18 protein-coding genes and 1 pseudogene are annotated in these 23,849 nt (G+C 59.4%); 4 read left to right on the top strand and 15 right to left on the bottom strand.

The features are described 5' to 3' along the window. The first annotated feature begins 19 nt into the window (after window positions 1-19). Window positions 20-328, top strand: coding sequence for a hypothetical protein (locus tag WAW39_RS04915; RefSeq protein WP_397381215.1), 309 nt, complete (start codon window positions 20-22; stop codon window positions 326-328). On the opposite strand, the gene WAW39_RS04910 is transcribed toward WAW39_RS04915, so the two are convergent. Both WAW39_RS04910 and WAW39_RS04905 read right to left on the bottom strand, forming a co-directional pair. After that, on the bottom strand, window positions 329-1,750 hold the full coding sequence (locus WAW39_RS04910) for an FAD-dependent oxidoreductase (protein WP_422316364.1): 1,422 nt from the start codon (window positions 1,748-1,750) through the stop codon (window positions 329-331). It lies immediately after the preceding gene. 40 nt (window positions 1,751-1,790) lie between these two features. Beyond that, window positions 1,791-3,725, bottom strand: coding sequence for a CehA/McbA family metallohydrolase (locus tag WAW39_RS04905; RefSeq protein ID WP_422316362.1), 1,935 nt, complete (start codon window positions 3,723-3,725; stop codon window positions 1,791-1,793). 77 nt (window positions 3,726-3,802) lie between these two features. Between WAW39_RS04905 and WAW39_RS04900 the strand changes: the two genes are divergently transcribed. Further along, complete coding sequence (locus tag WAW39_RS04900) at window positions 3,803-4,414, top strand: carbohydrate-binding family 9-like protein (RefSeq protein WP_422316360.1); 612 nt, start codon at window positions 3,803-3,805, stop codon at window positions 4,412-4,414. Here WAW39_RS04900 and WAW39_RS04895 read toward each other — a convergent pair whose 3' ends face one another. From WAW39_RS04895 to WAW39_RS04870, 6 genes and pseudogenes are all read right to left on the bottom strand, one after another. Further along, a complete protein-coding gene (locus WAW39_RS04895) occupies window positions 4,415-5,278 on the bottom strand; it encodes a hypothetical protein (protein WP_422316358.1) in 864 nt (287 codons plus the stop codon). It lies immediately after the preceding gene. Between the two features lie 50 nt (window positions 5,279-5,328). After that, window positions 5,329-6,381, bottom strand: coding sequence for a tRNA pseudouridine(13) synthase TruD (truD, locus tag WAW39_RS04890; RefSeq protein ID WP_422316356.1), 1,053 nt, complete (start codon window positions 6,379-6,381; stop codon window positions 5,329-5,331). 2 nt (window positions 6,382-6,383) lie between these two features. Further along, a complete protein-coding gene (locus WAW39_RS04885; RefSeq protein WP_397381221.1) occupies window positions 6,384-7,544 on the bottom strand; it encodes an alpha-hydroxy-acid oxidizing protein in 1,161 nt (386 codons plus the stop codon). Between the two features lie 158 nt (window positions 7,545-7,702). Then, window positions 7,703-9,067 carry a sulfatase-like hydrolase/transferase gene (locus tag WAW39_RS04880; RefSeq protein ID WP_422316353.1) on the bottom strand — a complete coding sequence of 455 codons (1,365 nt, stop codon included), beginning with the start codon at window positions 9,065-9,067 and terminating at the stop codon, window positions 7,703-7,705. Next, window positions 9,064-9,828 (bottom strand): hypothetical protein, encoded by a 765-nt coding sequence (locus tag WAW39_RS04875; protein WP_422316387.1) that lies wholly within the window; start codon window positions 9,826-9,828, stop codon window positions 9,064-9,066. The genes WAW39_RS04880 and WAW39_RS04875 overlap by 4 nt, the downstream gene beginning before the upstream one ends. A 135-nt stretch (window positions 9,829-9,963) precedes the next feature. Beyond that, a pseudogene (locus tag WAW39_RS04870) lies at window positions 9,964-11,928 on the bottom strand (YHYH protein); the annotation flags it as partial. A gap of 516 nt (window positions 11,929-12,444) precedes the next feature. On the opposite strand from WAW39_RS04870, the gene WAW39_RS04865 reads away from it, so the two are divergent. Next, window positions 12,445-13,155 carry a response regulator transcription factor gene (locus WAW39_RS04865; protein ID WP_422316351.1) on the top strand — a complete coding sequence of 237 codons (711 nt, stop codon included), beginning with the start codon at window positions 12,445-12,447 and terminating at the stop codon, window positions 13,153-13,155. Between the two features lie 6 nt (window positions 13,156-13,161). Continuing rightward, window positions 13,162-14,601: an ATP-binding protein gene (locus WAW39_RS04860; protein WP_422316349.1), complete on the top strand. Its 1,440-nt coding sequence runs from the start codon at window positions 13,162-13,164 to the stop codon at window positions 14,599-14,601. Between the two features lie 6 nt (window positions 14,602-14,607). Here WAW39_RS04860 and WAW39_RS04855 read toward each other — a convergent pair whose 3' ends face one another. The 7 genes from WAW39_RS04855 to WAW39_RS04825 are packed head-to-tail and all read right to left on the bottom strand — an operon-like array spanning window position 14,608 to window position 23,796. After that, a complete protein-coding gene (locus WAW39_RS04855) occupies window positions 14,608-16,020 on the bottom strand; it encodes a neutral/alkaline non-lysosomal ceramidase N-terminal domain-containing protein (protein WP_422316347.1) in 1,413 nt (470 codons plus the stop codon). A 16-nt stretch (window positions 16,021-16,036) separates the two neighbouring features. Further along, window positions 16,037-17,224 (bottom strand): FG-GAP repeat domain-containing protein, encoded by a 1,188-nt coding sequence (locus WAW39_RS04850; RefSeq protein WP_422316345.1) that lies wholly within the window; start codon window positions 17,222-17,224, stop codon window positions 16,037-16,039. A 4-nt stretch (window positions 17,225-17,228) separates the two neighbouring features. Beyond that, window positions 17,229-19,700: a PVC-type heme-binding CxxCH protein gene (locus tag WAW39_RS04845; protein ID WP_422316343.1), complete on the bottom strand. Its 2,472-nt coding sequence runs from the start codon at window positions 19,698-19,700 to the stop codon at window positions 17,229-17,231. Between the two features lie 4 nt (window positions 19,701-19,704). Next, window positions 19,705-20,550, bottom strand: a complete 846-nt coding sequence (locus tag WAW39_RS04840) for a M15 family metallopeptidase (protein ID WP_422316341.1) — start codon at window positions 20,548-20,550, stop codon at window positions 19,705-19,707. A 7-nt stretch (window positions 20,551-20,557) separates the two neighbouring features. Beyond that, complete coding sequence (locus WAW39_RS04835; RefSeq protein ID WP_397385101.1) at window positions 20,558-20,950, bottom strand: RidA family protein; 393 nt, start codon at window positions 20,948-20,950, stop codon at window positions 20,558-20,560. A 13-nt stretch (window positions 20,951-20,963) separates the two neighbouring features. Next, window positions 20,964-22,337 (bottom strand): hypothetical protein, encoded by a 1,374-nt coding sequence (locus tag WAW39_RS04830; RefSeq protein WP_422316338.1) that lies wholly within the window; start codon window positions 22,335-22,337, stop codon window positions 20,964-20,966. Between the two features lie 34 nt (window positions 22,338-22,371). Then, on the bottom strand, window positions 22,372-23,796 hold the full coding sequence (locus tag WAW39_RS04825; protein WP_422316336.1) for a DUF1501 domain-containing protein: 1,425 nt from the start codon (window positions 23,794-23,796) through the stop codon (window positions 22,372-22,374). Window positions 23,797-23,849 lie beyond the last annotated feature (53 nt).

Here is a 23,849-nt window from a genome sequence, read left to right as displayed (position 1 = left end):
CGCTCTGGATGCCATGCTCATGGCATCCACACAAGACCTCGATCTCACTCAGCGCCTGCGCGAAAACGCCTGGATAGGCGATGCCGTTCTGGAACTCTACGTCCGCAGCCTCATCCTGAAGCAGCAGGGCAAAGTGGATGCTGAGATGAAAACGCGCTTCACCTGCAACCAATTCCTCTCCTGCACCGGCAATCCCACCGCCGTCGAAGCCGACATCGGCGTCATCTATCAGCGCGAAGGTCTGGAACCCGCCTTCGCATGGATTCGCGAAACTCTTGAGCCGCTCTTCCTCAAGCAGGAAGCCAAACGCAAGCGCACTGGAAAATAACTACACCCGCTGTCCGAGTGCCTTCAGTTTGGCCTCGGCTTCGCTCCACTGAACATCATGCGGCAGGCGCTTGCTCGTCGCCGCCAGCGCAGCAGTCACGCCCGCGGCCTCGCCCATCGCCACCGAGTTCCCCGTCACGCGATAGCTCGCATGCGCAATGAAATCTCCGCTGATGTTGCGCCCGGCCATCATCAGGCCGTCCACGTCTTTCGCGATCAAGGCCCGCAATGGAATGTCATACGGCTTCACTTTGATGCCCGCATTGCTGTAGGCCGACTTCTTGTTCATGTCCGCACTCAGCGCATGAATATCCACACTGAAGGTCGGCCGCACCACGGCGTCATCATACCGCGCACCGGCGATCACATCCTCCTTGCTCACCGTGTAGCGACCCGCAATGCGCCGCCCGTCGCGCACACCGATCTGCTCCGCCGTCGCGGCGATTTGCAGCCCCTCCCATGGGCCGCCGAGCTTGCGCAGGCCGTTCACGATCTTGTTCATTTCCGCCCGCGCGTGTACGGTGGCCTCGGTGATCTTCGCCGCATCAAAACACGGCACGCCATATTGGTGGTTCATCATCACCAGCAGCAGATTGTCCCGCACCTGCCACAGCGTGGGCTTCGCATACGAGGGGAAATGATCGGTGCGTTTGATCTCCGCAAGGAACGCGTCTTTTGACGTGCCATCCGTCTTGCTTGGATCTGAACCGTGAATGAAATCCTTCAATGCCGCCGCGTCTTTGCACACCAGCAACGCATTGAGCGACATCGGCTGGCAGGGGCACGAATCTGCCTCTCCGTACTCAAAGGCACAGCCCGCCAGCGCACCGAGATCACCATCGCCCGTCGTGTCAATGAACACCGGCGCTTTCCACGCCTGCCGCCCCGACTTCGACTCGGTCACGATGGTCGTGAGCCGTTTCCCTTCACGATAGGCAGCGCAGACCTTGGTGTGGAGCTGGAACTTGATGCCTGCTTCCACAAACATTTCCTCCAGCAGCAGCTTCATGCCTTCCGGCTCATAGACGACGCTCTTTTTGTTCGTGCCACGGCGAATGTCGCGTTCCTCCAACCGCTTCAGCAGTTCTTGGTTGAAGCCGGGCTTGTCGAAATCCAGCAGGTAACCCAGCAGTCCGGCCGTCCATACGCCACCGAGGCAGCCACGCCATTCAAACACCCGCACCTTGGCCCCCGCTCGCGCCGCAGTGATCGCCGCCGCAATTCCCGCCGGTCCCGCACCGCAGACAATGACATCGGCATCTTCCGCCAGCGGCAGATCCTGCGCAGGCTCATGAAACTTCCCTGCAATGGCCTTCTCCACCTCCGCCGCGTTCATGGCTCCAGGGGTGACAAGCGCACCGGAGAAAGCGGCGGCCAGGAAGGAGCGGCGTTTGAGATCAGGGGAAGGGCTGGGAGTGCTCATGATGGTATAGAAGTCAGATGAAAGGCGGATTTGGACAAGATCATTGTTCACTTTTCACCATCAGCGACTCCACCTGCACCGCCACGGCCTCATCGCAACTCTTCAAGGCATCCTGCAGTTTCTCGCGATCTCCCCCGCTTTCCTGGATCAATCGCCGGGCGATTGCTACCGCCGGCTCAAAGCGTCCATCCCCATCTGCATCCAGCCAGATGGGATTCGTGGAGCCCACCACACGCGGCACGAAAGTCTTGCTGCTCGGTTGATACGGCCGGGGAATCTCCCAAAACGGCTCGGTGACGCCCGGTCCCGTCGCAATCACCACCAGATGCATATCGTGCGCCGGTTTCGGCAGCTGCCAGACGATGCGCGCCTTTTCACCCGCACGATGGCCATCCTCGATCTTCTGCTCGCGAATCAGAATGCCGTTCGCGAAAAGCTCGATGCGATCTGCCTGCGTCCACGCCGGACCAAAGACGGTGGCCTCCACTTGGATGCTCTTCCCCAGTCCCGTGGCCAGATCGCCGACCGTGAACTTGTCATTCACTTTCAGCGTCGTCAGCAGCCCCAGGCTCACCAGCAGCCGCCCCTCCTTGTAGCTTCGCCAGACTTCATCGCGATCCAGATTCGCCGGATCGGCATCCTTCGCCGCCACATACGTGCGCCCCTGCCCCAGTATGAAGCGATTCACATCGTGGCTGTCGCTCGAAGCAATCGCCGCGATGCGATGACCACGGTTCAGCAAAGCAAACCAATCCCGGTACAGCAGATGAATGTCCGACTGCATCGCCGCTGAGGTGATCACCTCCATCGCATCAATATCGAGCGCCTCGGCCTGCCGATGCCTGCCCGTCTTCGGATTGAACTGCATGCCGCCTAGCGGAATAAAGCCGCTGTGCAGGTCACGTGGATGATTCAGCGTGATCACCTTCACGCCCGGTGTCGCACGGATCTCTGGCAGCAGCTTCGCCCAGTCCTCCTGCTGGTGATTCACCACACGCACACCCGGTTCAATCGGAAACGCATTGAAGTGCCCGTGCTTCGTCGTCACCTCATTGCCGATCACCGGCGCGAATCTCTCCGCCACGCCCATGCTCGCAGCGCTGAGCGCAAAGTCCGTGTGATGATTGTGATCCGTCGCCACCGCCAGTTCGATCCCCTCACCCGCAATCGTCAGCATCCGCTCCTCGATCTTTGCATCGCCATGCCCGCTGTGAGTCAGCGTGTGAATGTGGCTGTCTGCCGCGATCCAGCCCGCCGTCGGCACCTCTCGTTTTAGTTTCACTGCCACCTGCTTTGTCTCCCCCTCACGCAGCAAAATCGCCGTACGCTCCACACTCCATTCAAAACCACGTCCAGCATGCAGAACGTAGTCACCCGGCGGCAGCGACAGCATGGCCCTGCCATTCCGCGTATAAACCACGCCAATCCGCAACGCCACCTCGCCCGCCGGTTCCGCAAGCAGCGGCTGCAGCGTCCCATCCGCACGCGTCAATGTCAGCCGGCATGGCAGTCCCCCGCCCGTTTCACCATCCGTCACCGTCACCTCCACTTTCGCGCCTCTCATCACCTCCGGCATCGGCTTCGCAGCAAGGAACACCGGCCCCACCTCGATGTCATCCAGACTAGGCGGTGCTTCGATCGTCAAAACATTTTCACCATCACGCAGAGCCCCCGCCGGGATCGCCAGCAGGCTCTCCATCGCCGTTTCCGCCGTCACCAGCGTTCCCAGCTTGCGCCCGTTCAACAGCACCGGCCATGTCAATTTCACATCCCGCTGCCATAGCCGCAGCGTCTGCTCAGTGGCATTGGCCTTCGCCTCAAATCGCCGCTCAAGCCGCTCTGCATCGACAGCGCGATCCTTGAACGCCTCCCACTCAAACTGCCCCGTCTTTCCGAGATGCAGCCGCTTGGCTTCCACCGTCAAATCCTCCGCCAATAAACTAAGTGCAGGCAGGCAAACCAGAATCCATTTCATCCAGCACCAACGCACCTACTCGATGACAACTATCCACCCGCCGTTGAATTGACGCGTGACCTTGCCAAAGCTGCCGCATGAAACGCTACCCCGTCCGCCACGCCTCCTCATCTCCCTTGGATTGGTCTTCCGTGGAACCATTGACCGACTTCACCTTTCCTTGGGAAGAGCGCCACACTCCGTTCACCGAGTTCCGCGCCCTGTGGAATGAAACCCATCTTCATTTCCGCTTCGACTGCATCGATGACGATCTAGTACTGCCCGAAGGCCCCACCGCCAAAGACCGCGTGCTCGGCTCCGACCGCGTCGAAATCTTCCTCGCCCCCGATCTGAGCCTGAAACCCTACTACTGCCTCGAAATGTCCCCCCGTGGTGACGTGCTGGCCTACGAAGCAAATTTCTACCGTGAAATGAACTGGGACTGGCAATGCGAGGGCCTGCAACTCACCGCCAATATCGAAGGCAATCGCTACACCGTCACCGGCAGCCTGCCGCTCGACACACTGCGTGCCTTGAAGGTGCTCAAGCCCGGCTCATCTGAATTCTTCGCAGGCCTCTATCGCGCCGAATTCCATCACCGCCCCGATGGCACCGTTCACTCCGGCTGGATGCCCTGGGTGGATCCGCAAACTGAACGCCCAGACTTTCATGTGCCCGCTTCGTTCGGGGTGCTCGAACTCGTGCGGTGATCACTTCACACCTGCCAATGGATACTTCGACACTGTATCCCATGCGATTTTTTGAAGTATCGCATGCTGCTCCGCATTGATGCTGCGCTCAGGGGCCGTGTGGCCAACGGGACTGATGCGATAGATCGCGGCAAAGTTGCAATAGGCAGCCAGTGCCATGACGGCGCCCTGACCATGGCCGATGGGATCGCGGAAGAGCGCGGACTGTTTCGTGATCCCAGGAAACTCACCCGCCACCACCATGGCGCGCAGTTTCACCACTGCATCGCCCACAGGGACAATGAACACACACGCCTTGCCATGCTTCTGGTTGAGTCCGGCCACTTGCGCTTCGATCTGCGTGCGCCAGCCATTGATTGCGGCTTGCAGATCTTCGATCTTCACGTTGTCACGCTGGGCATTGTCCTTGATTCGCCGGTCCGGCTCACCGGAAGCAGGTGCAGGTAAATCAAAGGGATACCACGAGGCCTGCACCAGGAAGCGCACGTTGGGATTATGCTCCAGACCAAGATTCACGAAATTCGTGATGCCTTCATCCGGGCTGAGCAGGTGTGACGCCATCGTGAAGACATCGACCTCGCCGCCGCCGAGCGCTTTTTTCGCCACGTTCTTATCGTCCGCCAAGTCCCAGTGCTGGATCACCTTCGAACCACCGATGCCCTGCTGCCCGGCAAGCTTGTGCCCCCTAATGTCCGTGGTCTTGACCATCGCTTCGATCATCCCCGGCACAAACATGTGAAAGCTGTGCCCCGTGTAAAAGACTCGCTGGCCAGGAACGGCGTCAGCACCGTTGGCGCAAAACAGTGATGCAGTCAGGCAGACGGCAAGGAGACGAAGGATGAATGAGTAGCGGCGCATGAGCATGGTGATTCATCAGCTACGCGTCCTCCCCCTCCTACATTGCGATGAATCAATTATGCGTCCGCATCCTGGCTGGATTCATCCAGCTCCGCCAGCTCGCTCAGCAGGGTAGTGGCATAGGTCCCTTTGGGAAGATCAAAGCGAATCTGCAGGTCACCATTTTCCATCACCTCAAACTTGGAGTCGAGCGGACGCAGCCTCATCACGCGGCGCTCTTGCCGCAGTCCGAAGGCTTCGAGTCCGGCGGTGATGTCAGGAAACCCAGCAAGCAGCTCTTGTTCGAGCCTGCGCACCTCGCCCACACTTTGCAGCTCGCCACTGCCCCATAGGGGGGCGGTAAGTTCAACGATGCCCTTTTCAAACCGTACCACTTCATCGCCTCGTTGGTTTTCCGGCAGCAAGATGGTGCCGTTGTCGGCAAAACCAAAGACCTCACCCTCCAGCGGTTTGTCCCAGCTCCCGCCCGCCATCCGGCCAGCCACCACAGCATTGAACAAATGACTGCGCGCAGCAGAAAGCAGGATGCCTCTCAGCAGACGATCCCCCGGTGTGAACTCTCCGCGAAACATCGCCTGCGCCTTCGCCACATTTTGCCCCTCGTTACCAAAGCGCTGGGTGCCGAAGTAATTGGGTGCCCCCTTCTCCGTGATCGCCTGCCAGCGCTGCGCGGCAAGCCCTGCGTCGAAATTCGGCTCGCGCAGCCGGATGGTAAAGCGATTGCCCAGATGAATGCCACGCCGCAGCTTGCGCAAGTTGCGAGTGATGCGCAGCACGCGCAGCCCCTCAGACTCCAACGCCTGCGGCTCCGGCGAAGCCTGTCCCGGCATGTGCAGGCTGAACCACTGGCGCGTGACCGCATGCCGGTCCTTCAGCCCGCAGTGGCTGACAAGCCGCCGCCGAATGCCCACGGAATCCGCAAGCCGCGCCGCAGCAGCATTACTGTCCAGATTCCGCTTCTCCGCCCAGACAAGGCAGTGCTCTCCCTCGCCCGAAGGTTCGAAACCGAGCAGCTCCTCCACCACAAAATCTTCCGGCTGAACTTTGAAACGCGCACGACCTAAAGGGCCGCCGTGCAGATAGGGAAGATCGTTCGAGTCTGAGATCATTTTCAAGCCTCGGGCCCGCTCACCAGATGTTTCGGCAGGTCCGCCACGCGCTCACATCCCACCTGTTCCATCACCTGCTTGATCTGGCGCTTCAGCATCGTCATCGTATGATCACCGCCGGCCTTGCCCAGTGCAGCGACACCATACATGAAGGACCGCCCCATGAAGGCAAACTTGGCACCGCTCGCGAGGGCACAGGCGACATCCGGACCAGCGCGCAGGCCGCTGTCGATCATGACCGTGGTGCGCTGTCCAAATTTCTTGGCGAGCTCGGTGAGCGGTTTGATGGTGGACTGCCCGGCATCAAGCTGACGGCCACCGTGATTGGACACAATGAAACCATCCACTCCCAGGCCCAGCGCCGTCTCGGCATCCTCCTCAGTAACGACGCCCTTCACCACGAGCTTGCCCTTCCAGCGCTCGCGAATGGCTTTGATCTTCGTCGGATTCAAGCGACCCGAGAAGGTTTTGTTCATGAAGAGGCCGAGGTGTTTCATGCTCAGCCCCTTCGGCAGATAAGGCTTCATCGTCTTGAACTCCGGCGCACCTGCCGCGAGCTGGCTAAACGACCACGTGGGATGCAGCATCATCTGAATCACATTGCGCACCGACATCCGCGGCGGGATGGACAGTCCATTGCGGATTTCCTTGGGCCGATAGGCAAAGGTGGGCGTGTCCGCGAGAATGACGAGCACTGGAAAACCCGCATCCCGCGCACGATCCAGCAGCTTGTCGCGCAGCGAATCCTCGGCGGGATGGTAAAGCTGAAACCAGGCCTTGCCTTGCGTGAGTTCGGCCACCGTTTCGATGCTGGCCGTCGCGACCGTGCTGAGCGTGAATGGAATGTTGTGCTGATGCGCCGCTTTTGCGATGATCTCAGTCGCCTTGGGCCAGATCAGTCCCTGCAAGCCGATGGGCGAGACACCAAAGGGAGCATCATAGGTGGTGCCAAAGAGCTCCGTCTTCAGGTCAGAGCCGGGATAGTCCCGCAAATACCAAGGCCGCAGCTGCACCTGCCGGATCTCATCCGTGTTGCGCTGAAGATTGATGTTTGAGAAGCAGCCGCCCTCCAGATACTCAAAGGCGAAACGCGGTACACGCTGACGCGCTCTCTCGCGAAGATGTTCGATGGAGGGGTAGTTGGAATTGAAAGCTTCAGACATGGGGCGTGAGTGATTTGCAGTGAAGACGAAAACCGCCCGTTGATCAACACTGGCGGCCAGTCTTCTTCATCGGCAGTAAACGCCGGATTTACAATCTTCCAACACCCACACTGCAAATACCGAAACGCACATGCGGCGATTCCGGGACCAGCGACGGATCACTTCACCATCTTCTTGGCATCTTTCTTTTTGCCGCCGGGCCCCTTGCCTTTGCCCGGTCCGCGTCCCTGCGGAAACTCTCCACGCTCCAGCGCTGCGTAGGCCTGCTCCCCGAGTCCTGCACGGATGTGGGCCTTGAGCTCGGCCTGAAGTCTGGCAGCAAGTTCAGGATTTTGCTTCGCGAGATCACGTGTCTCCCCGAGATCCTTAACCACGTCAAAAAGCAGTCCTTCCTTCGTGTCCCAGAAATAGAACAGCTTGTAGTCGCCCTTGCGAATGGCGGACTGCGGGTGCTCAATCTCGACAGCCTGGTGCCATACAAACCGGTCAATGGGACGCTTCACCGGCGCCTTGCCGGCACTCATCAGCAAAGGCTTCCAACTGCCCCCTTCAACACCCTTCGGCAGCACAAACCCTGGAGCTGCAAAATCAAGCACCGTGGCCATCAGATCGTAGCCGATGACAGGGGTGGTGCAGTTCACACCGCCTTTGAGGCCTGGAACGCGAATGATCATCGGCTCACGGATGCCACCTTCGCCGAGATCACCCTTGCCACCATTCAGCAGGCTGGTGCGGCCACCGTTGTCGGAAGTATAAATGACGATGGTGTTCTCGGCGATGCGCAGGTCGTCGAGTTTCTTCAAGACCGCACCCACGCAGGTGTCGAGATCCTCGGTCATGGCCGCCATCACAGCACGATCACCGCGCCCACCTTTGCTCGCATCAGCCATTCCCTCGTATTTCTTGAGCGTGGCTGCCAGCGCCTGCGGTGTCTGATGCACGGCATAGTAGGAAAGCTGAAGAAAGAACGGGTGCCCCTCTCTCACCTGCGACTCCATGAACGCACCCGCCCGCTGGGTGATGCTGAAGGACTGCTTGGGATCTTCTGGATCTGTCGTGTCGCCGTCCTCATTCATCGTGATGCCATCGCTGGCATCGTACCCCATCGACTCCGGCGTGTGAAACCACTGCCACTTGCCGAAATGCGCCGCACGATAGGTGCCATCCGCCTTCTTGAGCGTGTTCACGAGTGAGTCGGTGACCGGAGCGCTCCAGTTGCGAGCATTTTTATCGGTCGCGTTCAGCGTGCTCGTGCTGCGCCCCATTTGAATTGCCGCGCGTGAGCACTCGCATTTGCAGTGGGCCGCATAGGCCTGCGAAAATGTGATGCCCTGCGCCGCAAGTTTTTCGAGATTCGGCGTGCGAAATTCACGGCTCGCACTGCCCGCCTCATTGGGCATCATCCGCACCGAGGTGCCGCTCCATGATTGATCATCCGCGAGGATAAAGAGAATGTTCGGGGCCTTGGCCCAGGCGCTGCCAGCAAGGAGCAGCAGCAAACTAGATGTGATGAGTGTTTTCATTTCAGGGGTGCTCCGGTGACGTCGAGATCTGGCTTCGTGTTCCAGCGCTGCTTCCAGTCGGGCTTCTCGATCTTGGTGCGGAAGATGATGGTGTTGTCCAGAGCGAGGTCGTCGGTCCAGATGAACTTGGCGCCTTCAAAATCATTCTCGAAATAGGGCTGCTTGGGATCGACCTCCTCCACCGTGTACTCTTTGGCGTTTTTCCATGAGCTGTCGTCGAAATCCACGGCCCACCAGTTGGCCGGCAGCGGCTCATGTTTGACCTGCGGGTTTGCAGTGTCGCCATTGATCGGACCATGGAAAAAGCTTCTGGCTTTCCAACTGGCATTGGTCACGGTGCCGTCGGCAAACTTCAAAATGAAGCCGCCATCGCCGACGCTGCTGCCATATTCGAGGCCGGTCTTGGGATCGGCGTTGTCCTTCGCCAGCACCGCGATCGTCATCGGATATTCAGGGAGGAAATCCACACTGACGACATTATGCGGTGTGAACTGAATCGGATCCACGGCAACTAGGCGTCCATTCACATAAAGCATGAACCAATTGTCCGCATACACGTTGAGCTTCATCGTGTCAGTGATGCTCGGCTTGATGAGTCCGAGTGGACCACCACCTTTCTTCTTTTTTCCGCCACCACCCTTTCCAGTCCCACCCGGAGCACCCCCAGGCCGCTGCCCACCCTGGCCTGCACCGGCCTGCGCACCCCCACCGCCTGCGCCAGTCTGCACAGTCGGATTGAAAATGCCGTCGAGCGGGCGCATACCACCGCTGCCCCCAGCCCCGTTTGTGGTTGGCATTGGGTTCGGTCCGAGAGGAAGATTCGTGGCAAGAGGTGAAGCAGGCGGTTGATCTCCGCTACTAGGAGCAGCCGCGCGCAACGGCGTGTTGGGCGCGTTTTGCACCTCTTCCGCCGTGAGCTTGCCATCGTGGTCCAGATCCGCTGCACCGAACATGTACTTGGCTGCATCCGCCAGTTCCGCGCTGCTCAGACGGCTGTCTTGGTTCACATCCAGTTCGTAAGCATGACGGTAGATAAAACCGGCAAACGCAGCACCTTCACGGATCTCACCTGCCGCATCGATCTCCGCAGGTGTGATGATGCCATCCATGTCCGCATCATATTTGGAAGCAGCGCCCTTCATATCCGCAAGAGTCTCGGCCACGGTCACGATGCCATCCTGATCGCCATCGAGCTCAGTTCCATGCATCTGCATCCACGGCTTGCGCTGCCCCCCCTGCTGCCCGCCACCACTGCCCTGCGGAGCCATGGGCTGCGTAGGCTGCATGGACGTTTCCGGCCGTACCGGCTGGGGGCTGCCTCCGGGAGCCATGCCAATGCGTCCGCCACTTTCACCACCACCACGTGAGTAAACCACGCTCAAATCTGCCTTGGCGAGAATCTTGCCATCAATCGCAGCGAGCAAGTCTTCGCGTGTCACGCCGCCACGCCCCGTGGCCTTGGGCTGCGGCTCGGTGGAAAGCGCATACACATGCAGCACATACGTCTTTTCGCCGGGTCCCTGTGAATGCGGCGGCTCGTAGCCTTCCTCTCCTTTGAACCCAACTCCCAGCTTGCCCACACCCTTCACGTTCTTCGGCAGATTCGTCACCTTCGCCGGGATGTCCCAAATCACCCAGTAGCTCTTCATCTCATTGCCCGGAGCCAGATGATCCATGATCAAGGCATAACTCTTTGTGCCAGTGGGTGCCCCCTTCCATTCAAGGGGCAACGTCGCACCACTGCCATCGCCGGTATAATCTGCGGGCAGACTGCCGCCGTCTGACACTTCGGGGCTGGTCAAAACGAAGCCGCTGGTCGTTGCGGCAGATGCTCCACCTCGCCGGCCACTGGGTTCCTGGGCAGGCGCGGCCATCGGAGCTGAAAGTTCGCCCGCATCCAGTTTACCATCCGCATTGCGGTCCAGTGCGATGAATTCGGCGCGAGCCTTCGCCATGGCGGCCGCCAGCGTCCCGCCACTGCGCTTCGCGGCAAACTCGCGCTTCACATTATCAGCAAATTCTTGTGCCGTGACGGTGCCGTCGCCATTCACATCCATCAGGCTCCCTGAAACCTGCGGCTGAGGTGGGCGCGGAGCATCTTCCGGAGGAGGTCCAGGTGGATTCTCATTGGGCTTCATGCCTTTCCCGGGGGCACCCTTGCCCTTCCCCATGCCCTTGGCTTTTCCGCCACCACCGCTGCCCCGGCTCGTATAGACTTCCTTCACGACACCCTCACTGCCGTTGTTAAACTCAAAAGGATAAGTGCCGTCGCTGTTGATGCTGTAGCTGATCGAACGCTTATCACTGCCCACCTGATAGCTCAGCTTGTAGCTGTTAGCTCCCGTGCTCTCAAAACCGGTGATCTCCGCACCGCGCAGAGGGGGCGTATCCGGGCGCACGCCCTGCGCACGCGGCTGCGGGTCCACCTGGCCCTCTGCCTCTACCACCACTCCATGAAACGCACTCTGCAAATAGGGACGCTTCATCGAGGCATGGTAGTGGTAGCCCACCTTCGCATCTTCATGGCCATGACACTCGTCCAGCTTGCCCACGGGCGATCCGTCCGGCTCCGTGAGGCCATAGATCGGGTAGCCATCCAGCGCATAAGCGATCGGCATCCCCTTCCCCACCACCGTCTGCAAATGCAGTGGCGCGATGTGGTAGTGGTAATCGTCCGCACGTCCACAGTGACCGCCCCATTTGTCCAGTTCCCCGATCTCATAGGAAACCTCGCCGCGATTGTTCTGCGGATTGAAAATGGGAATGCCGTTCACCCCGAGCGCGATGGCACCCCGAAGAAAATGCCCTTCCACAATCGCGGGAGTTTTCGCCGGTACTGGGTGCAAAGGAATGCGCCACATGTTGTCCCCCGTGTAGTTCTGCGGCAGCGGCACCTGCTGTTGCCACGCGGTGATGCCCACCATCATGTTGTGATCAGACATCCCATTGGACCCAACGAACAGGAAATCCTTGTCCCACTTCAATTCGAGCCTCTGGAACGCCAGGAACGGCTTCGCCGCCGCCGGTGCGTTCGCCGCATTGGCCACCGTTGCCGCAGCAAGGTTCAAAGTGGACGCCGTCGAAGCCACCTGCACCGGCTTGCTCTCTCCTTGTGTCGGCACCGCATGCTGCTGCATCCACTCCTCCAGAATATGCTCACGCAGGCTCTCTTTGTCGGTGGATGCACCAGCTTTCCAGGTATGGGCTAAAGCCGCAGGACTGTTGAACAATCCCACGGACAAGGCGGCAACGAAGATGGCTTTCATAGTCCTCATGCTGGAGCAGTGGTGTCAGTCGCTTATCAGCGAATTGCGGCTGATTTGTCAGCAAACCGTAAAGAAACTCGCGAAACCAGTCGCTGAAGCCGATAGTTCCACATGCCACCCGTCACGCGCATCCTCGTCATCGACGACGACACCGAGCTTTCCCAGCTCGTGGCGGATTATTTGAAGCCGATGGGCTTTGAGGTCGAGTGCGAACACGAGGGCAACAGCGGAGCCGAGCGCGCCCTCAGCGAGCCGTGGAATGCGATCATCCTCGATGTGATGATGCCCGGCTGCGATGGTTTTGAGGTGCTGCGGCGCATCCGGGCAAAATCCAAGGTGCCGGTCATGATGCTCACAGGCCGTGGTGAAGAGGTGGATCGCATCGTCGGTCTCGAACTCGGAGCAGACGACTACCTGCCGAAAACGTTTTCATCGCGCGAGCTTCTCGCCCGGCTGCGCGCCGTTCTGCGGCGCTCTGGCTGGGTGGCGGAAACTTCCACGCAGGCGCCCATGCAGGAGATCGTCATCGGCCCGCTGCGCATCAATGTGGATTCGCATGGGGTCGTTCTCGGCGACACGCCCTTGGAACTCACTCCGGCAGAATTTGGCCTGCTGCTCTCATTGGCAAAGGCCCATGGCCGCGTGCGCACCCGCGAGCAGCTCATCGAAGATGTCGCCGACCGTGAATGGGATGTGTTTGACCGCGCCATCGACATGCACATTTCCACGCTGCGCCGCAAGCTGGGGGACGACCCAAAGAATCCCCAGTTCATCAAGACCGTGCGCGGCTACGGCTACCAGCTCGTCACGCCCACTCGCTGACCCCTCATGAGCCGCCTGCGCCTGCCATTGTATCTAAAGATTCTACTCTGGTTCGGGGTGAATCTGCTGGTGCTGGCATTCCTCGTCTTTGGGTTCCTCAGCATGCAGTTTCGCATGAGCCTCGACTGGATGCTTTCTGGGGAAGCAGGCGAGCGTGTCTCCGCCATCGGCGACAGCCTCACGGACGAGCTCTCCCAGCTCCCCGAACAGCAATGGCCAGAAGTCCTGCAGCGGCACGGCGCGCAATACAATGTGACCTTCGCTCTTTTCAGCAGCAACGGAACCCAGATCATGGGAACCCAGGTTCAAGTTCCTCCGGAAGTTCTGCCAAAACTCATCGACAAACGCGGCCCGAACGACCGCCCGCCCCCACGACGCCCGCCACCCGGCGTTGCCAGAAAAAGACCCTCCGATGCACCTCCCAAACCACGTTTCATGCTGCGCGCTGGTGATCCCGCACACTATTGGGCAGGCGTGCACCTTGATCTCACTCAGCAGAGCGATCACCGCCCGCTGACCCTGCTCATGGTCTCAAACACCATCACTGGAGGCGGCCTGTTTTTTGATCTATGGCCCTGGCTTGGTCTCGCCGCCGCAGCCCTGCTGCTCTCCGCGCTCGTCTGGATGCCCTTTGTGCGTGGCATCACCGGCTTTATTGGACGTCTCAACCATGCCGCAGGCCGCATAGCACAGGGAAACTTCGGCGAACGTGTCTCACGCAGCCGCAACGACGAACTGGGCGAGCTGTCCTCCTCCGTGAACGCCATGGCCGCGCAGCTCGGTGAATACGTCGCGGAGCAGCGTCGCATCACTGCGGACGTGGCGCATGAGCTCTGCTCGCCGATCGCGCGCATGCAGATGGCGCTTGGCGTGGTGGAACAACGCAGCACGCCGGAGCAGGCCGGGTATCTGAAAAAACTCGACGCCGAACTCCAGCACATGGCGAAGCTTGTTGAAGAAGTGCTCGCCTTCTCCAAAGCCGAGACTCTGCCCGAACGCGAAACCGCCGAAGACATCAACCTGCATGATTTGATTGTGGCCGTCATCGCTCGTGAAGCCCCTGAGGCTGATATCCAGCTTGCTGTGTCCACGGATCTTCAGCTGCATTCACTGCGCGACGCTCTCGATCGCGCCATCGGCAACGTCCTGCGCAATGCCGCACGCTACGCCGCCGATTCCGGCCCCATTCAAATCCATGCCGGGCAGCAGGATGGCAAAACCATCATCCGCATTTCCGATCAAGGCCCGGGTGTGCCGTCCGAAACATTGCCCCGTTTATTCGAACCCTTCTATCGTCCGGAAGCCGCACGCCGCCGCTCCACCGGCGGCAGCGGCCTCGGCCTCGCCATCACGAAGCGCTGCATTGAGGCCTGCGGCGGCACGGTGACCGCAAAACTGCGCGAACCAACCGGCCTGGAAATCCTGATCTCCATTCCCGCGGCGTAGCCGCGTTCAGTCCGCCTTTTTCAATTCCGCCAGCATCTCCAGCAGGTTGTCCGTGAGGATGACACTCGTGTCCTCCTGCACCTGATTTGTGCCCAGCCAGGTCTCATAACCTCCGAGCTTGTGCTGCTCCAAAGTGGGCAGATAACCGTGCCGACCGTTGGCCAGACCCACGACCATCGTTTGCGGAAACGGGCTGCGTTTCTTCAAATCGAGACCGATTTCGACAAAGGTCTCAAACGGAATGCCGCACACCACAAGGTCGCCGATGCGGATGGCTTGCAGCTGCACCATGATCGTTTCTTCCTTGCGCTCTGCCGCAGCGACGACACTGCCCGCATAGTTCTTCGCCAGACGCGGCAGCTTCTCCACCGCCTCCTTGTCCTTCACCGCCAGCACCGCTTTCGCCTCAGCAACATCCTGTTCCGAAGGGCGGCGAAACTTGAGCCTGATCTCGCGCTGGAGCATGCCAAGCGTCACATCACCGCGATGCTTTTCGATCTTTCGCTGCGCAAACCAGGCCGTGTCCGCCGCCTTTTGCGCCACGATGCGAATCTGCTCAAACGGCTCACGTGGCGGGCGCGTCGCGCCAAAGGGAATGTTATTGATGTCGCCGGAGGTCCCGTTCGACATCATCGCCACGAAGTTCTCATCGCCCCGCACACGCGAAGGCATGACCCGGGCAAACTCACCAAAGTAATCCGCAGACATCTCGCCTGCAGGCGCGCCCCCGACGTAGTGCAGCGAGTAGTTCGCATAAAGCGCGATGGGCTTCCGCTTGGCATCCTGCACCGAAATGATCGTGATGTCAGGGTCCGTCGGCCCGGCAGGATGATCCAGCGTGTTCGGGTCGGTGCCGGGATTCATCTTCACCTTGTCCATCCGACCAAAGGGATTCAGCGGCATTTTCCCTGGCTTCAAATACCAGCGACGATTGAAAACCTCATCCGGAAGCGGGTGCGCCGCTGCTCCCACAGTGGCAGGCCTCAAAGCCGCATGCGCCTTGATGATTGATTCGGCGATGCCCTCCACAAACCGTTTGTAATAACGCGCCGCCATCTCGCTGCGCGTGTTCACCGAAGGCCCGCTGTGCGTGTGCGTGGAGCTGATGAGCATCTTGTCCGCCGCCATGCCTGTCTTTGCCGCTGCGATGGCCTTCGCCTCATTGAGCACATCCGGACCCGCGCCCAGAACATCCACCACCACCATCGCTACCGTCGTTTTTCCATCATCAAGCACCAGGGCCCGCGCATGAAACGGATCATGCGCCTTGTTCGCCGCATTGGCACTGAATCCTCCCGGCATGTTCATGGGAAACTCCGTGGGCGTGATGTCCACCGCCGCCGCCCCGGCACGCAGCGTTTTGGTTTGCGCAAACAGGGATGGGGCAATGAGCAGCAGGGCAAAGACGGCAGATTTCATGGCTCTCCAATACGTCTCACTTGTGCGGATTCTCATACCAAATCACCCCAAGCTGATCCCGCTCCTCGCAGGTGATGACATCGAGATCGCCATCCCCATCGAGATCCAGCGTCTGCATGAGGTCATACTTCAAGCCTTCTGGCCCACCCAGAGTGTGCTGCTTCCAGGGCCCATGGCGCTGCTGCTCCAGCCACACAATACCGTCAAGTTTCCCTTTGGCATTTTCACAGGTGAACAAGAGATCCGCGAGCTTGTCACCATTCACGTCCGCAATTTTCACCGCCTTGGCATCGCCCAAATTTGCTCCATCCAGTTTCACTGTGTGCTCTTCCCAGCCACCATCGGCCTTGCGCAAACAAAGCACGATCTCCACCGGCTTGGCCGCCACCGCGACATCCAGCAGGCCGTCACCATTCACATCGCCAAGGTCGGCAAACATGACCTGTTTGCCCAAACCACCAATGGCATGCTCTTTCCACGCTGCATGCTTGCGATTCCCCTCAGCGCCTGGATTTTCCAGCCAGAAGACCCCGGTGCGTTCACCTTTGCGATCACTGATCACAGCATCCGCGTCTCCATCTTTGTCCATGTCCTGCGGCGTGAGTGACATCACCCAGCCGGCATCCCGCAGCTTGTGCAGTGACCACTCCTTGAGATCATCCGCTTTCTTCGGAGCCTGCAGCCAGCTCACCGCAGCGCCTTTGTTTTTCGATGCCACCAGGAGATCAGCCCCATGCTGCCCGTCGAGATCGAGCGTAGCCACCTGCATCCACATCTGCGTGTTCGTCGCTGCTGGAAAGGGTTGCGTCGTCCAGGCGCCGTCCACCCTTCGGTGCCAGTACAGCGTGCACGTCTTGCCTTCCGTTCCACTGACAACCTCCAGCTCTCCATCACCATCCAGATCGGTGAAGATCGCCTCCTCGACATTCTTCACCTCTCCCACGGTGATCTGCGACCATGGTTCGCGCGCTTTAGCCGGCCCCGGATTCAGATACACCCGCACCACACCACCCTCTTCCCAGCCGGTCACAATGTCCGGCAGGCCATCCTTGTTCAAATCCCCCAGTTTCACCCCGTCGGCCCCACGTGAAGTGTTGTCGATGGTATGCCGACTCCAAGGTGTCCCGGGTGCCAGGATCACCGAATCGTCAGCCATCACCGAAGCGGTAAAACACAGGGCAGCTAGAAGCAGGTTGGGGCGCATGCCCCTACTGAACGGTGAGGAAGGCCAGCAAATCTCTCAATTCTTCATCTGTCAGAGACACCGCGAGCCCCTGCGGCATGATCGATGTTTTCAGCTCCGTGCGCTTCACAATGTCCGTCTGCGGAAAGGAACGCTCCTTGCCGGTGAGATCACGAAAGACCTCCGTATTGGAAGAACGCAGCATGATGCCGATGAACTCGGTGCCGTCCTTGAGCTTCACCTGTGAGGGGTAGTACTGCGGGGCCACCTCGCGGCTGGGCTCTAAGATGGAGCGCAGAATCGCCGCTCGATCCCCCTGCTTCGATACTAGGCTCAAATCAGGACCCACCACATTGCCGCGCCCGCTGTGGCGATGGCAGGTGGCGCAAAGCCCGACTTTGGAATGAAAGAAAATCCGACGACCAGCATCCACATCCGCCTTGCCAGGCAGCGCATCCAGCAGTTTCAGCCACGCAGCGGTGTCATCAAACACAGGGCGGGTCGTGCTCATCACAAACGACTTGTCCTTGTCGGTGTAGCGCAGTGCGCGCCGCGCTTCATCGCGCAGACTTCCCTCCTTGCCAGCAGCCAGTTTCACCAGCAGTACCTGCTCTTCCGCTTTGGTGGAGCTGGCGAGCCCCACGATGGCATCCGCACGCAACTCCGTCTTCTGCGATTCATCGGCAGCAATCTCCGCCAGCACCACGCGCGCATCATCAGCATTGCGTGCCACCAGAGTGCGCACCACTTCCTGTGACAGCACGGAATCGCCATTAGCAAAAAGCTCACGCAGCAACGGCACCGTGAGTTGCTTGTGCGTTGCTGGCGCAAGACGAAGCGCATAACCTTTGAGCCGTGCGGGCGTCTTGGGATTGATGATGCGCTCGACAAGCACTTCGGGATTCGTCACGCCTGCGGCGGGTTCACCGCGCAGCGTGTTCCAAGTGGCCAGAACAGCTTCAAACAGATGATAGTCCAGTGTCGAGTCTGACAGCATCGCCTCCACCTGCGGCGTGAACTTGGTCAAAACCGCATCCGCAATCCAGCGCAGGCACTCGAAACGCATTTCAGGATCGCCGTCGCCCAAGAAGGCGCTCACCCATTGGTCGTCACTCAAATCAAACCGCCGCAGAGCCACAAAGGCCCAGAGACGATCTTGAGCCGGCAGCTGCTTCACTTTTTCAACTGTCCACTTCGCACGCGCCAGTGCAGTCAAAGCGGCATCGCTGAGATACGCATCCTTGCCACGCGCAAGCTGGAGAAGCTTGTTGGTATCCAGCATGGCTTTGCCAGTGCGCAGATCATCAGCAAGACGCGCATCATCATTCAGCGCATCCGGTTTGTCGTTCACCCAGGCCGCTTTCGCTTTGTCGATCTCCAGCTTCCAAAGACGCCCGCGCTTGTGAATCGGATAAGAGCTGAACACCCAGTCATTGAGGTAGTAGGAACCATCGGGACCAACCGCCATGCACGTTGGCCGGAAGAAATCACTGCCTTTGACCAACGGAATCCGCTCTGAAGTGTATCCCGCACCTTTTCGTGTAAGCGGAAAGTAATCAATGCTGTGATCGCTCCAGCTCGGGATCAATACACCGCCGCCGAGTTCCACGATGGCACAGGGGCCTTCGCCAGAAGGATGCACCATGCCAAGCGTACCGCGCAGTTCACCGTTCCATGCCACGAAAGGATGCACCGGCGCGCTGCCATACACCCACTGGAAACCGTAGTCCGCTCCTTCCACGACATACAACAATCGGCACGGTGGGCGGCTGCCTGGATCATTTTCAGCAGCGAAGATTTCACCATCTTTGCGCACCATCAGTCCAAACGGATTCCAGAAACCACGGGCGATGCGGCGCATCTGCGCACCATCCGCAGTGCAGCGAAACACGCCGCCTTCACCACGTCCGCTGACCTTGGAGCCATCCTTGGCCGTGAGCGTCCAGTCCTTGCCAAAATTCTCACCGAGTGAGAAGACAAGGCCGCCGTCGGGATGCCACGACATGCCGCTAAGACCATTGTGCGGATAGTCCGCCACGGAATCGAGCGTGGCCAGATTCTCCTCAACATCGCCCACGCCATCGCCATTGGTGTCCTTTACACGCAGCACGCGGTCCCGCTCCGCAAGGTAGATCCAGCCGTCCGGCCCGATCTCCACATGCATGGTGGCATCAGTCTTGTTGTAAAACACCCGGCGGTTCTTGCCGTTCGCATCAAAGACCAGCACCTCATCATGCACCGGCCCGTCATAGTCTTCCGGCCGGAAATGAGTGTGACATGAGATCGAATAAATGTTCCCGCTTTTGTCCACGGCGATGCCCGTTGGCGTGACCAGATCCGGATGCTCCGCGAGCAGCGTGAGTTTGACGCCCGGCTGCAACGTTTCGATCTGCGGCGGCAGTTGCGCTGGCACTTCCGGTGATTTGGTTGGTGCTGCTGGAGGAGCACCGAGCGCGGCGAAAGCTGGCAGCAGAAGAAGCAAGTGGAGTGATTTCATAGGGTTATGCATTGCGGACACGTTCCAAGGCAGCGGCGATTTCTTTTTCGATGACCGGCAGCGGATTGAGCAAGTTGAGTGGATCTGACACAGGCGTGACTTCGTTGGTGCGTGGATCCCAGTTCACCGGGCCAAAACGGCAGGGCGCGGGATTCCCAGTCAGTATGTGCATACCCGCATCGTCCTTATCGAAGTGCCAGAACTCGAACGGGAAATGTATGAAGCCATGCTTTTCCATCATCGCCGCGATCTCCAGCCGTGTGGCGACGTGCTCGGGCGCGACAAAAGGCGACCTCATCGGCGTGCATTCGCTCATTTCAAGATACGGATAGCCGCGCCAGACCTCGGTGCTGTCATCACGACGAAACACCGAAATGTCGATGGCTGATCCCGACATGTGCGCCCCGATCTTCGGCATGTTGGCCGTCAGCACGATGGCACGCCGAAACATCATCTCCGTGCTCGGGATCTCTCCTCCGAGCTCCCAGATGCACTTCTTCAAAACCGTATCAAAAACCGACGGCTTGCGCACAAGCTGCCGCTGCATGTCCAGCGAACGAAAGCCGTCCTCAATTTTCAAGATCCAACCACGCTCATTCATCTCGCGCCCGATAGTGATGACATCGCGCACGAGGCTCTCGCGCAGGAAGTAAACGCGGTCCAGATCCCCGGCGATCTTGCTGGTGGAAAACAGCATCTCCACATTCGCCGCGGCCGCGGCATCCGGGATCGAGGCAAAGCGCTCGCCACACTCATTGACTGGAAACTCGATGAGCTTCTGCACAATCGCATAGCCTTGCTCCATTTGATCCGCCCAGTAGGCCCGGCGCGCTGCTTCGTCGTTGTTCATGGTCGGTTCAGTTGGCTTTGCGTACCGCCACGGCCTCCACCTCGTAGCGCAGTGTGGGCGGCAGGCAGTTCGTGATCGTGGTGCGCGCAGGCGAAGGCTGCGGGAAGTATTCACGATAGAGCTGGTTGTACAGCGGGACATCCTCGGCATCGCGGACGTAGTTCCGCGTCTGCACCACGTGGGCGAGATCGCTGCCGGCGGCTTCCAGCACCTTGCGCACATTTTCAATGCTGCGGCGAAACTCCCCTTCGAAGGTATCGCTGACAATGTTGCCCTCCTGATCCACGGAAGCCTGACCCGAAACAAAAATCAAATCGCCCACCACCACGCAGGGACTGAAGGGCAGATGTGAAGTAGGCGTATCGGGCAGTTGGGGATAAGAGACGAGCGGATGTGTCATGATGATAAGAAGATCAGGGTTTGCCAGCTGGCGCAGACTGCAGGCGCGCCTTTTCCTCGGCTTCGCGCTTCTGCAGATCCTTCGGATGTTTTGAGAAACTCTCAAACACATCACCGACCACTCGATCCGCCAGCGCGCCAAGCTTCTTCAAAATGATCGCCTCAGCTTCGGGCTTGAGCTTGGACAAGTTGGGCTCGTAACCACCCACCGTATGGGCATCCGCCGTGGCGATGTAGCCGATGTTTCCATTCGCATAGCCGAGGATGATGGGTGTGGCCCGGTTGGCGATGGCCTGTTCAAGTTTAAATCCATATTCCACCATCGGCTCACCCGGCATGGTCAGCAGAAGAAACGGGCCGATCTTCATCGCCATCAGTTCAGCGCGCACCGGCTGCTCTTTGCCTGGAAGTTCCACCACCTCGCTGGCAACACGGATGGGGTAAAAGGTCTCGCGTTTGCGCAGTTGCTCACGCGTCACGCTGAATGATGCCGCACGCGCCACCGCGCCTCCGAGATCGCGGCCCGCCCACTGGATGTCCGCCTCATCAGCACAGCGATACGGATACCCGGGCAGATTGGGCCGGATGTCTCCAGCACAGCCCTGCATGAACAAAGCGCTGGTCTTTTGCGCGTAGCACATCTCCACAAACGTCTGTGCCTCCCCTGGAAAATCGGCGCTCATTTTCGGATACCCCTTCGGATATGGCTGCGATCCTTTGTCGCCCCAGGTGAAAAAGCACGGATGGCAGACCGCGTGCATGATGACCGCCAGCGGTGTGAGCGTTCGGCCATCATCGAAGCGCAGCACTTTCACACGTTTGTCGTTGGGTCCATCGGGATTCAAACTCACCACCGCCCGGCCATCGTACGTTTTGCGACGGTTGATGCCAAAGCTGATACGATCCTCACCATAACCGATGTTTACAGGCTTCATGCTGGCGGCAGCCTCCTTCGCAGCCAGCCCCAGCTTTCGGATCAAATCCGCCGCCCACCGCATGTTTTCCATGTACCCAGGCCCCGAGTGATTGTGTGAGGCGGAGATAAGAATGTTCGCGGATGGCACACCTGTTTCCGCCTCGATCCGTGCCCGCGCATCCTTCACCATGTCATCCCACGCACCGATGGTGTCCATCGTGACAATGGCCGCTTTCGTTTCGCCATCGTCCAGGATCAAAACTCCTGCACGCAGCGGATCACGCACACCGCTCACCTGACGCACATGCCCGACGATTTTGGATTCCGCCGCATCTGGCGGGGTGATGTCCACCTTGGCCACCCCGGCTTTGAGATTCGAGACGATGGGAAAACTGCCATCCTTGATCTCCTGCGCGTGCGCATGAGAAAGGATGAAGCAAAGACCAAGAAGAAGTGCCGGGCGGAGATGCATGGCTCTCTTCTACGCTCTCAAAGGCTGCAAATAATCACGCGATCAACTCCGCAATCGGTCTGCCATTTTCCACAATGTGAACAGGACGTCCGTTGAGATCGTTGAGGGTGACCTTCGAGTAGTCGATCCCGAGATGATGATAAATCGTGGCAAGGAAGTCGCTCGCGTTGCAGGGGCGCTCTACCACATCTTCACCGCGCTTGTCACTGGCACCGATGATGCCACCCGTCTGGATGCCACCGCCGGCCCACACATTGGTGAAGGCACGTGGCCAGTGATCACGTCCGGGCTGCAGTGTGCCGGTGGGTCCGCTGGCATCACCCGCACCCGTGCTGCGGTCAAAGCTGATCTTCGGCGTGCGGCCAAACTCCCCGGTGACGACAACGAGCACGCGTTTGTCGAGACCCCGCGCATAAATGTCCTCGATCAACGCGGACACCGCGCGGTCGTAGGTTGGCATGCGGAAACGCAACGCTTCAAACTGATGCTGGTTCACCGCGTGGTCATCCCAGTTGTTCACCCGGCCGCACAGAGGACCGCTGAGACTGCTGGTCACAATTTCCACACCTGCTTCGACAAGGCGACGTGCCAGCAGAAGCTGCTGCCCCCAGCGATTGCGTCCATAACGATCACGGATCGCGGCATCCTCCTTGCTCAGGTCAAAGGCATCGCGGGTGTGCGGATTCGTCAGCAGCGTGGCCGCCTGGGCTTCAAATTCATCCAGTGCACCGAGTTCGCCCTCGCGATCAAACGCACGCTCCATCTTGTCCAGGCTCTTGCGCAAAACAATGCGGTCACTGAGACGGCGATTTTCCGACTCATCGGCCAGTCCGATGTTCGGCACCTGAAAGCTCGGGCGGTTCGGATCATCGTTCACCGCGAATGGCGCATACGCATCGCCCAGATACGCCGGACTCGAATACTCAGGCGATGCCGCAGGCACCCCGATGTAATTTGGCAGCGGGTTTGCGCGGCCGCCATCCTTGGCCCGGAGGTAGTGCGCCACAGACATCCAGTCAGGCAGGCGCGGCTTCGGCTTGTCGCGCGTGTCACTGTCACCGGAAAACATCTGCATCGTCCCTGCGGGATGTCCACCCGCCGATTGATTCATGGAGCGCACAATCGTGAACTTGTCCGCGATCTTCGCATTCATCGGCAGCATCTCAGTGAACTGCATGCCCGGCACCTTGGTGCTGATCGTCTTGAACGGCCCGCGATACTCGCTGCTGGCCTCCGGCTTCGGATCGTAGGTGTCAATGTGCGACTGCCCGCCCGGCAGCCACACCATGATGATGGACTTGCGTTCACCCTTCGGCTTCGCCGCATTTTCTGCACGCAGCTTCAGCAGGCCCGGCCAGCTCAGCGTCGCCATTCCTGACAATCCAAACTGCATGAAACCGCGACGCGACAAGGGACCGGCGCAGCGAACGAGAGAAGGGGGCTGAATGATGGAAGACATGCACTGAAACCTACGCTTGCCGATGCCGGTGTTTATCGGGCAATACGTCGGTA

The sequence above is a fragment of the Prosthecobacter sp. genome (genome assembly GCF_049294395.1).
In the GTDB taxonomy this organism is placed as follows: Bacteria; Verrucomicrobiota; Verrucomicrobiia; order Verrucomicrobiales; family Verrucomicrobiaceae; genus Prosthecobacter.
This window is presented reverse-complemented; position numbering and strand designations above follow the sequence as displayed.

Excerpts from the sequence above, each read along its gene's own strand:
- WAW39_RS04915 (WP_397381215.1), top strand. The coding sequence starts at position 20 with ATGGCATCCACACAAGACCTCGATCTCACTCAGCGCCTGCGCGAAAAC.
- WAW39_RS04910 (WP_422316364.1), bottom strand. The coding sequence starts at position 1,750 with ATGAGCACTCCCAGCCCTTCCCCTGATCTCAAACGCCGCTCCTTCCTG.
- WAW39_RS04905 (WP_422316362.1), bottom strand. The coding sequence starts at position 3,725 with ATGAAATGGATTCTGGTTTGCCTGCCTGCACTTAGTTTATTGGCGGAG.
- WAW39_RS04900 (WP_422316360.1), top strand. The coding sequence starts at position 3,803 with ATGAAACGCTACCCCGTCCGCCACGCCTCCTCATCTCCCTTGGATTGG.
- WAW39_RS04895 (WP_422316358.1), bottom strand. The coding sequence starts at position 5,278 with ATGCTCATGCGCCGCTACTCATTCATCCTTCGTCTCCTTGCCGTCTGC.
- truD (WP_422316356.1), bottom strand. The coding sequence starts at position 6,381 with ATGATCTCAGACTCGAACGATCTTCCCTATCTGCACGGCGGCCCTTTA.
- WAW39_RS04885 (WP_397381221.1), bottom strand. The coding sequence starts at position 7,544 with ATGTCTGAAGCTTTCAATTCCAACTACCCCTCCATCGAACATCTTCGC.
- WAW39_RS04880 (WP_422316353.1), bottom strand. The coding sequence starts at position 9,067 with ATGAAAACACTCATCACATCTAGTTTGCTGCTGCTCCTTGCTGGCAGC.
- WAW39_RS04875 (WP_422316387.1), bottom strand. The coding sequence starts at position 9,828 with ATGCGCCCGCTCGACGGCATTTTCAATCCGACTGTGCAGACTGGCGCA.
- WAW39_RS04865 (WP_422316351.1), top strand. The coding sequence starts at position 12,445 with ATGCCACCCGTCACGCGCATCCTCGTCATCGACGACGACACCGAGCTT.
- WAW39_RS04860 (WP_422316349.1), top strand. The coding sequence starts at position 13,162 with ATGAGCCGCCTGCGCCTGCCATTGTATCTAAAGATTCTACTCTGGTTC.
- WAW39_RS04855 (WP_422316347.1), bottom strand. The coding sequence starts at position 16,020 with ATGAAATCTGCCGTCTTTGCCCTGCTGCTCATTGCCCCATCCCTGTTT.
- WAW39_RS04850 (WP_422316345.1), bottom strand. The coding sequence starts at position 17,224 with ATGCGCCCCAACCTGCTTCTAGCTGCCCTGTGTTTTACCGCTTCGGTG.
- WAW39_RS04845 (WP_422316343.1), bottom strand. The coding sequence starts at position 19,700 with ATGAAATCACTCCACTTGCTTCTTCTGCTGCCAGCTTTCGCCGCGCTC.
- WAW39_RS04840 (WP_422316341.1), bottom strand. The coding sequence starts at position 20,550 with ATGAACAACGACGAAGCAGCGCGCCGGGCCTACTGGGCGGATCAAATG.
- WAW39_RS04835 (WP_397385101.1), bottom strand. The coding sequence starts at position 20,950 with ATGACACATCCGCTCGTCTCTTATCCCCAACTGCCCGATACGCCTACT.
- WAW39_RS04830 (WP_422316338.1), bottom strand. The coding sequence starts at position 22,337 with ATGCATCTCCGCCCGGCACTTCTTCTTGGTCTTTGCTTCATCCTTTCT.
- WAW39_RS04825 (WP_422316336.1), bottom strand. The coding sequence starts at position 23,796 with ATGTCTTCCATCATTCAGCCCCCTTCTCTCGTTCGCTGCGCCGGTCCC.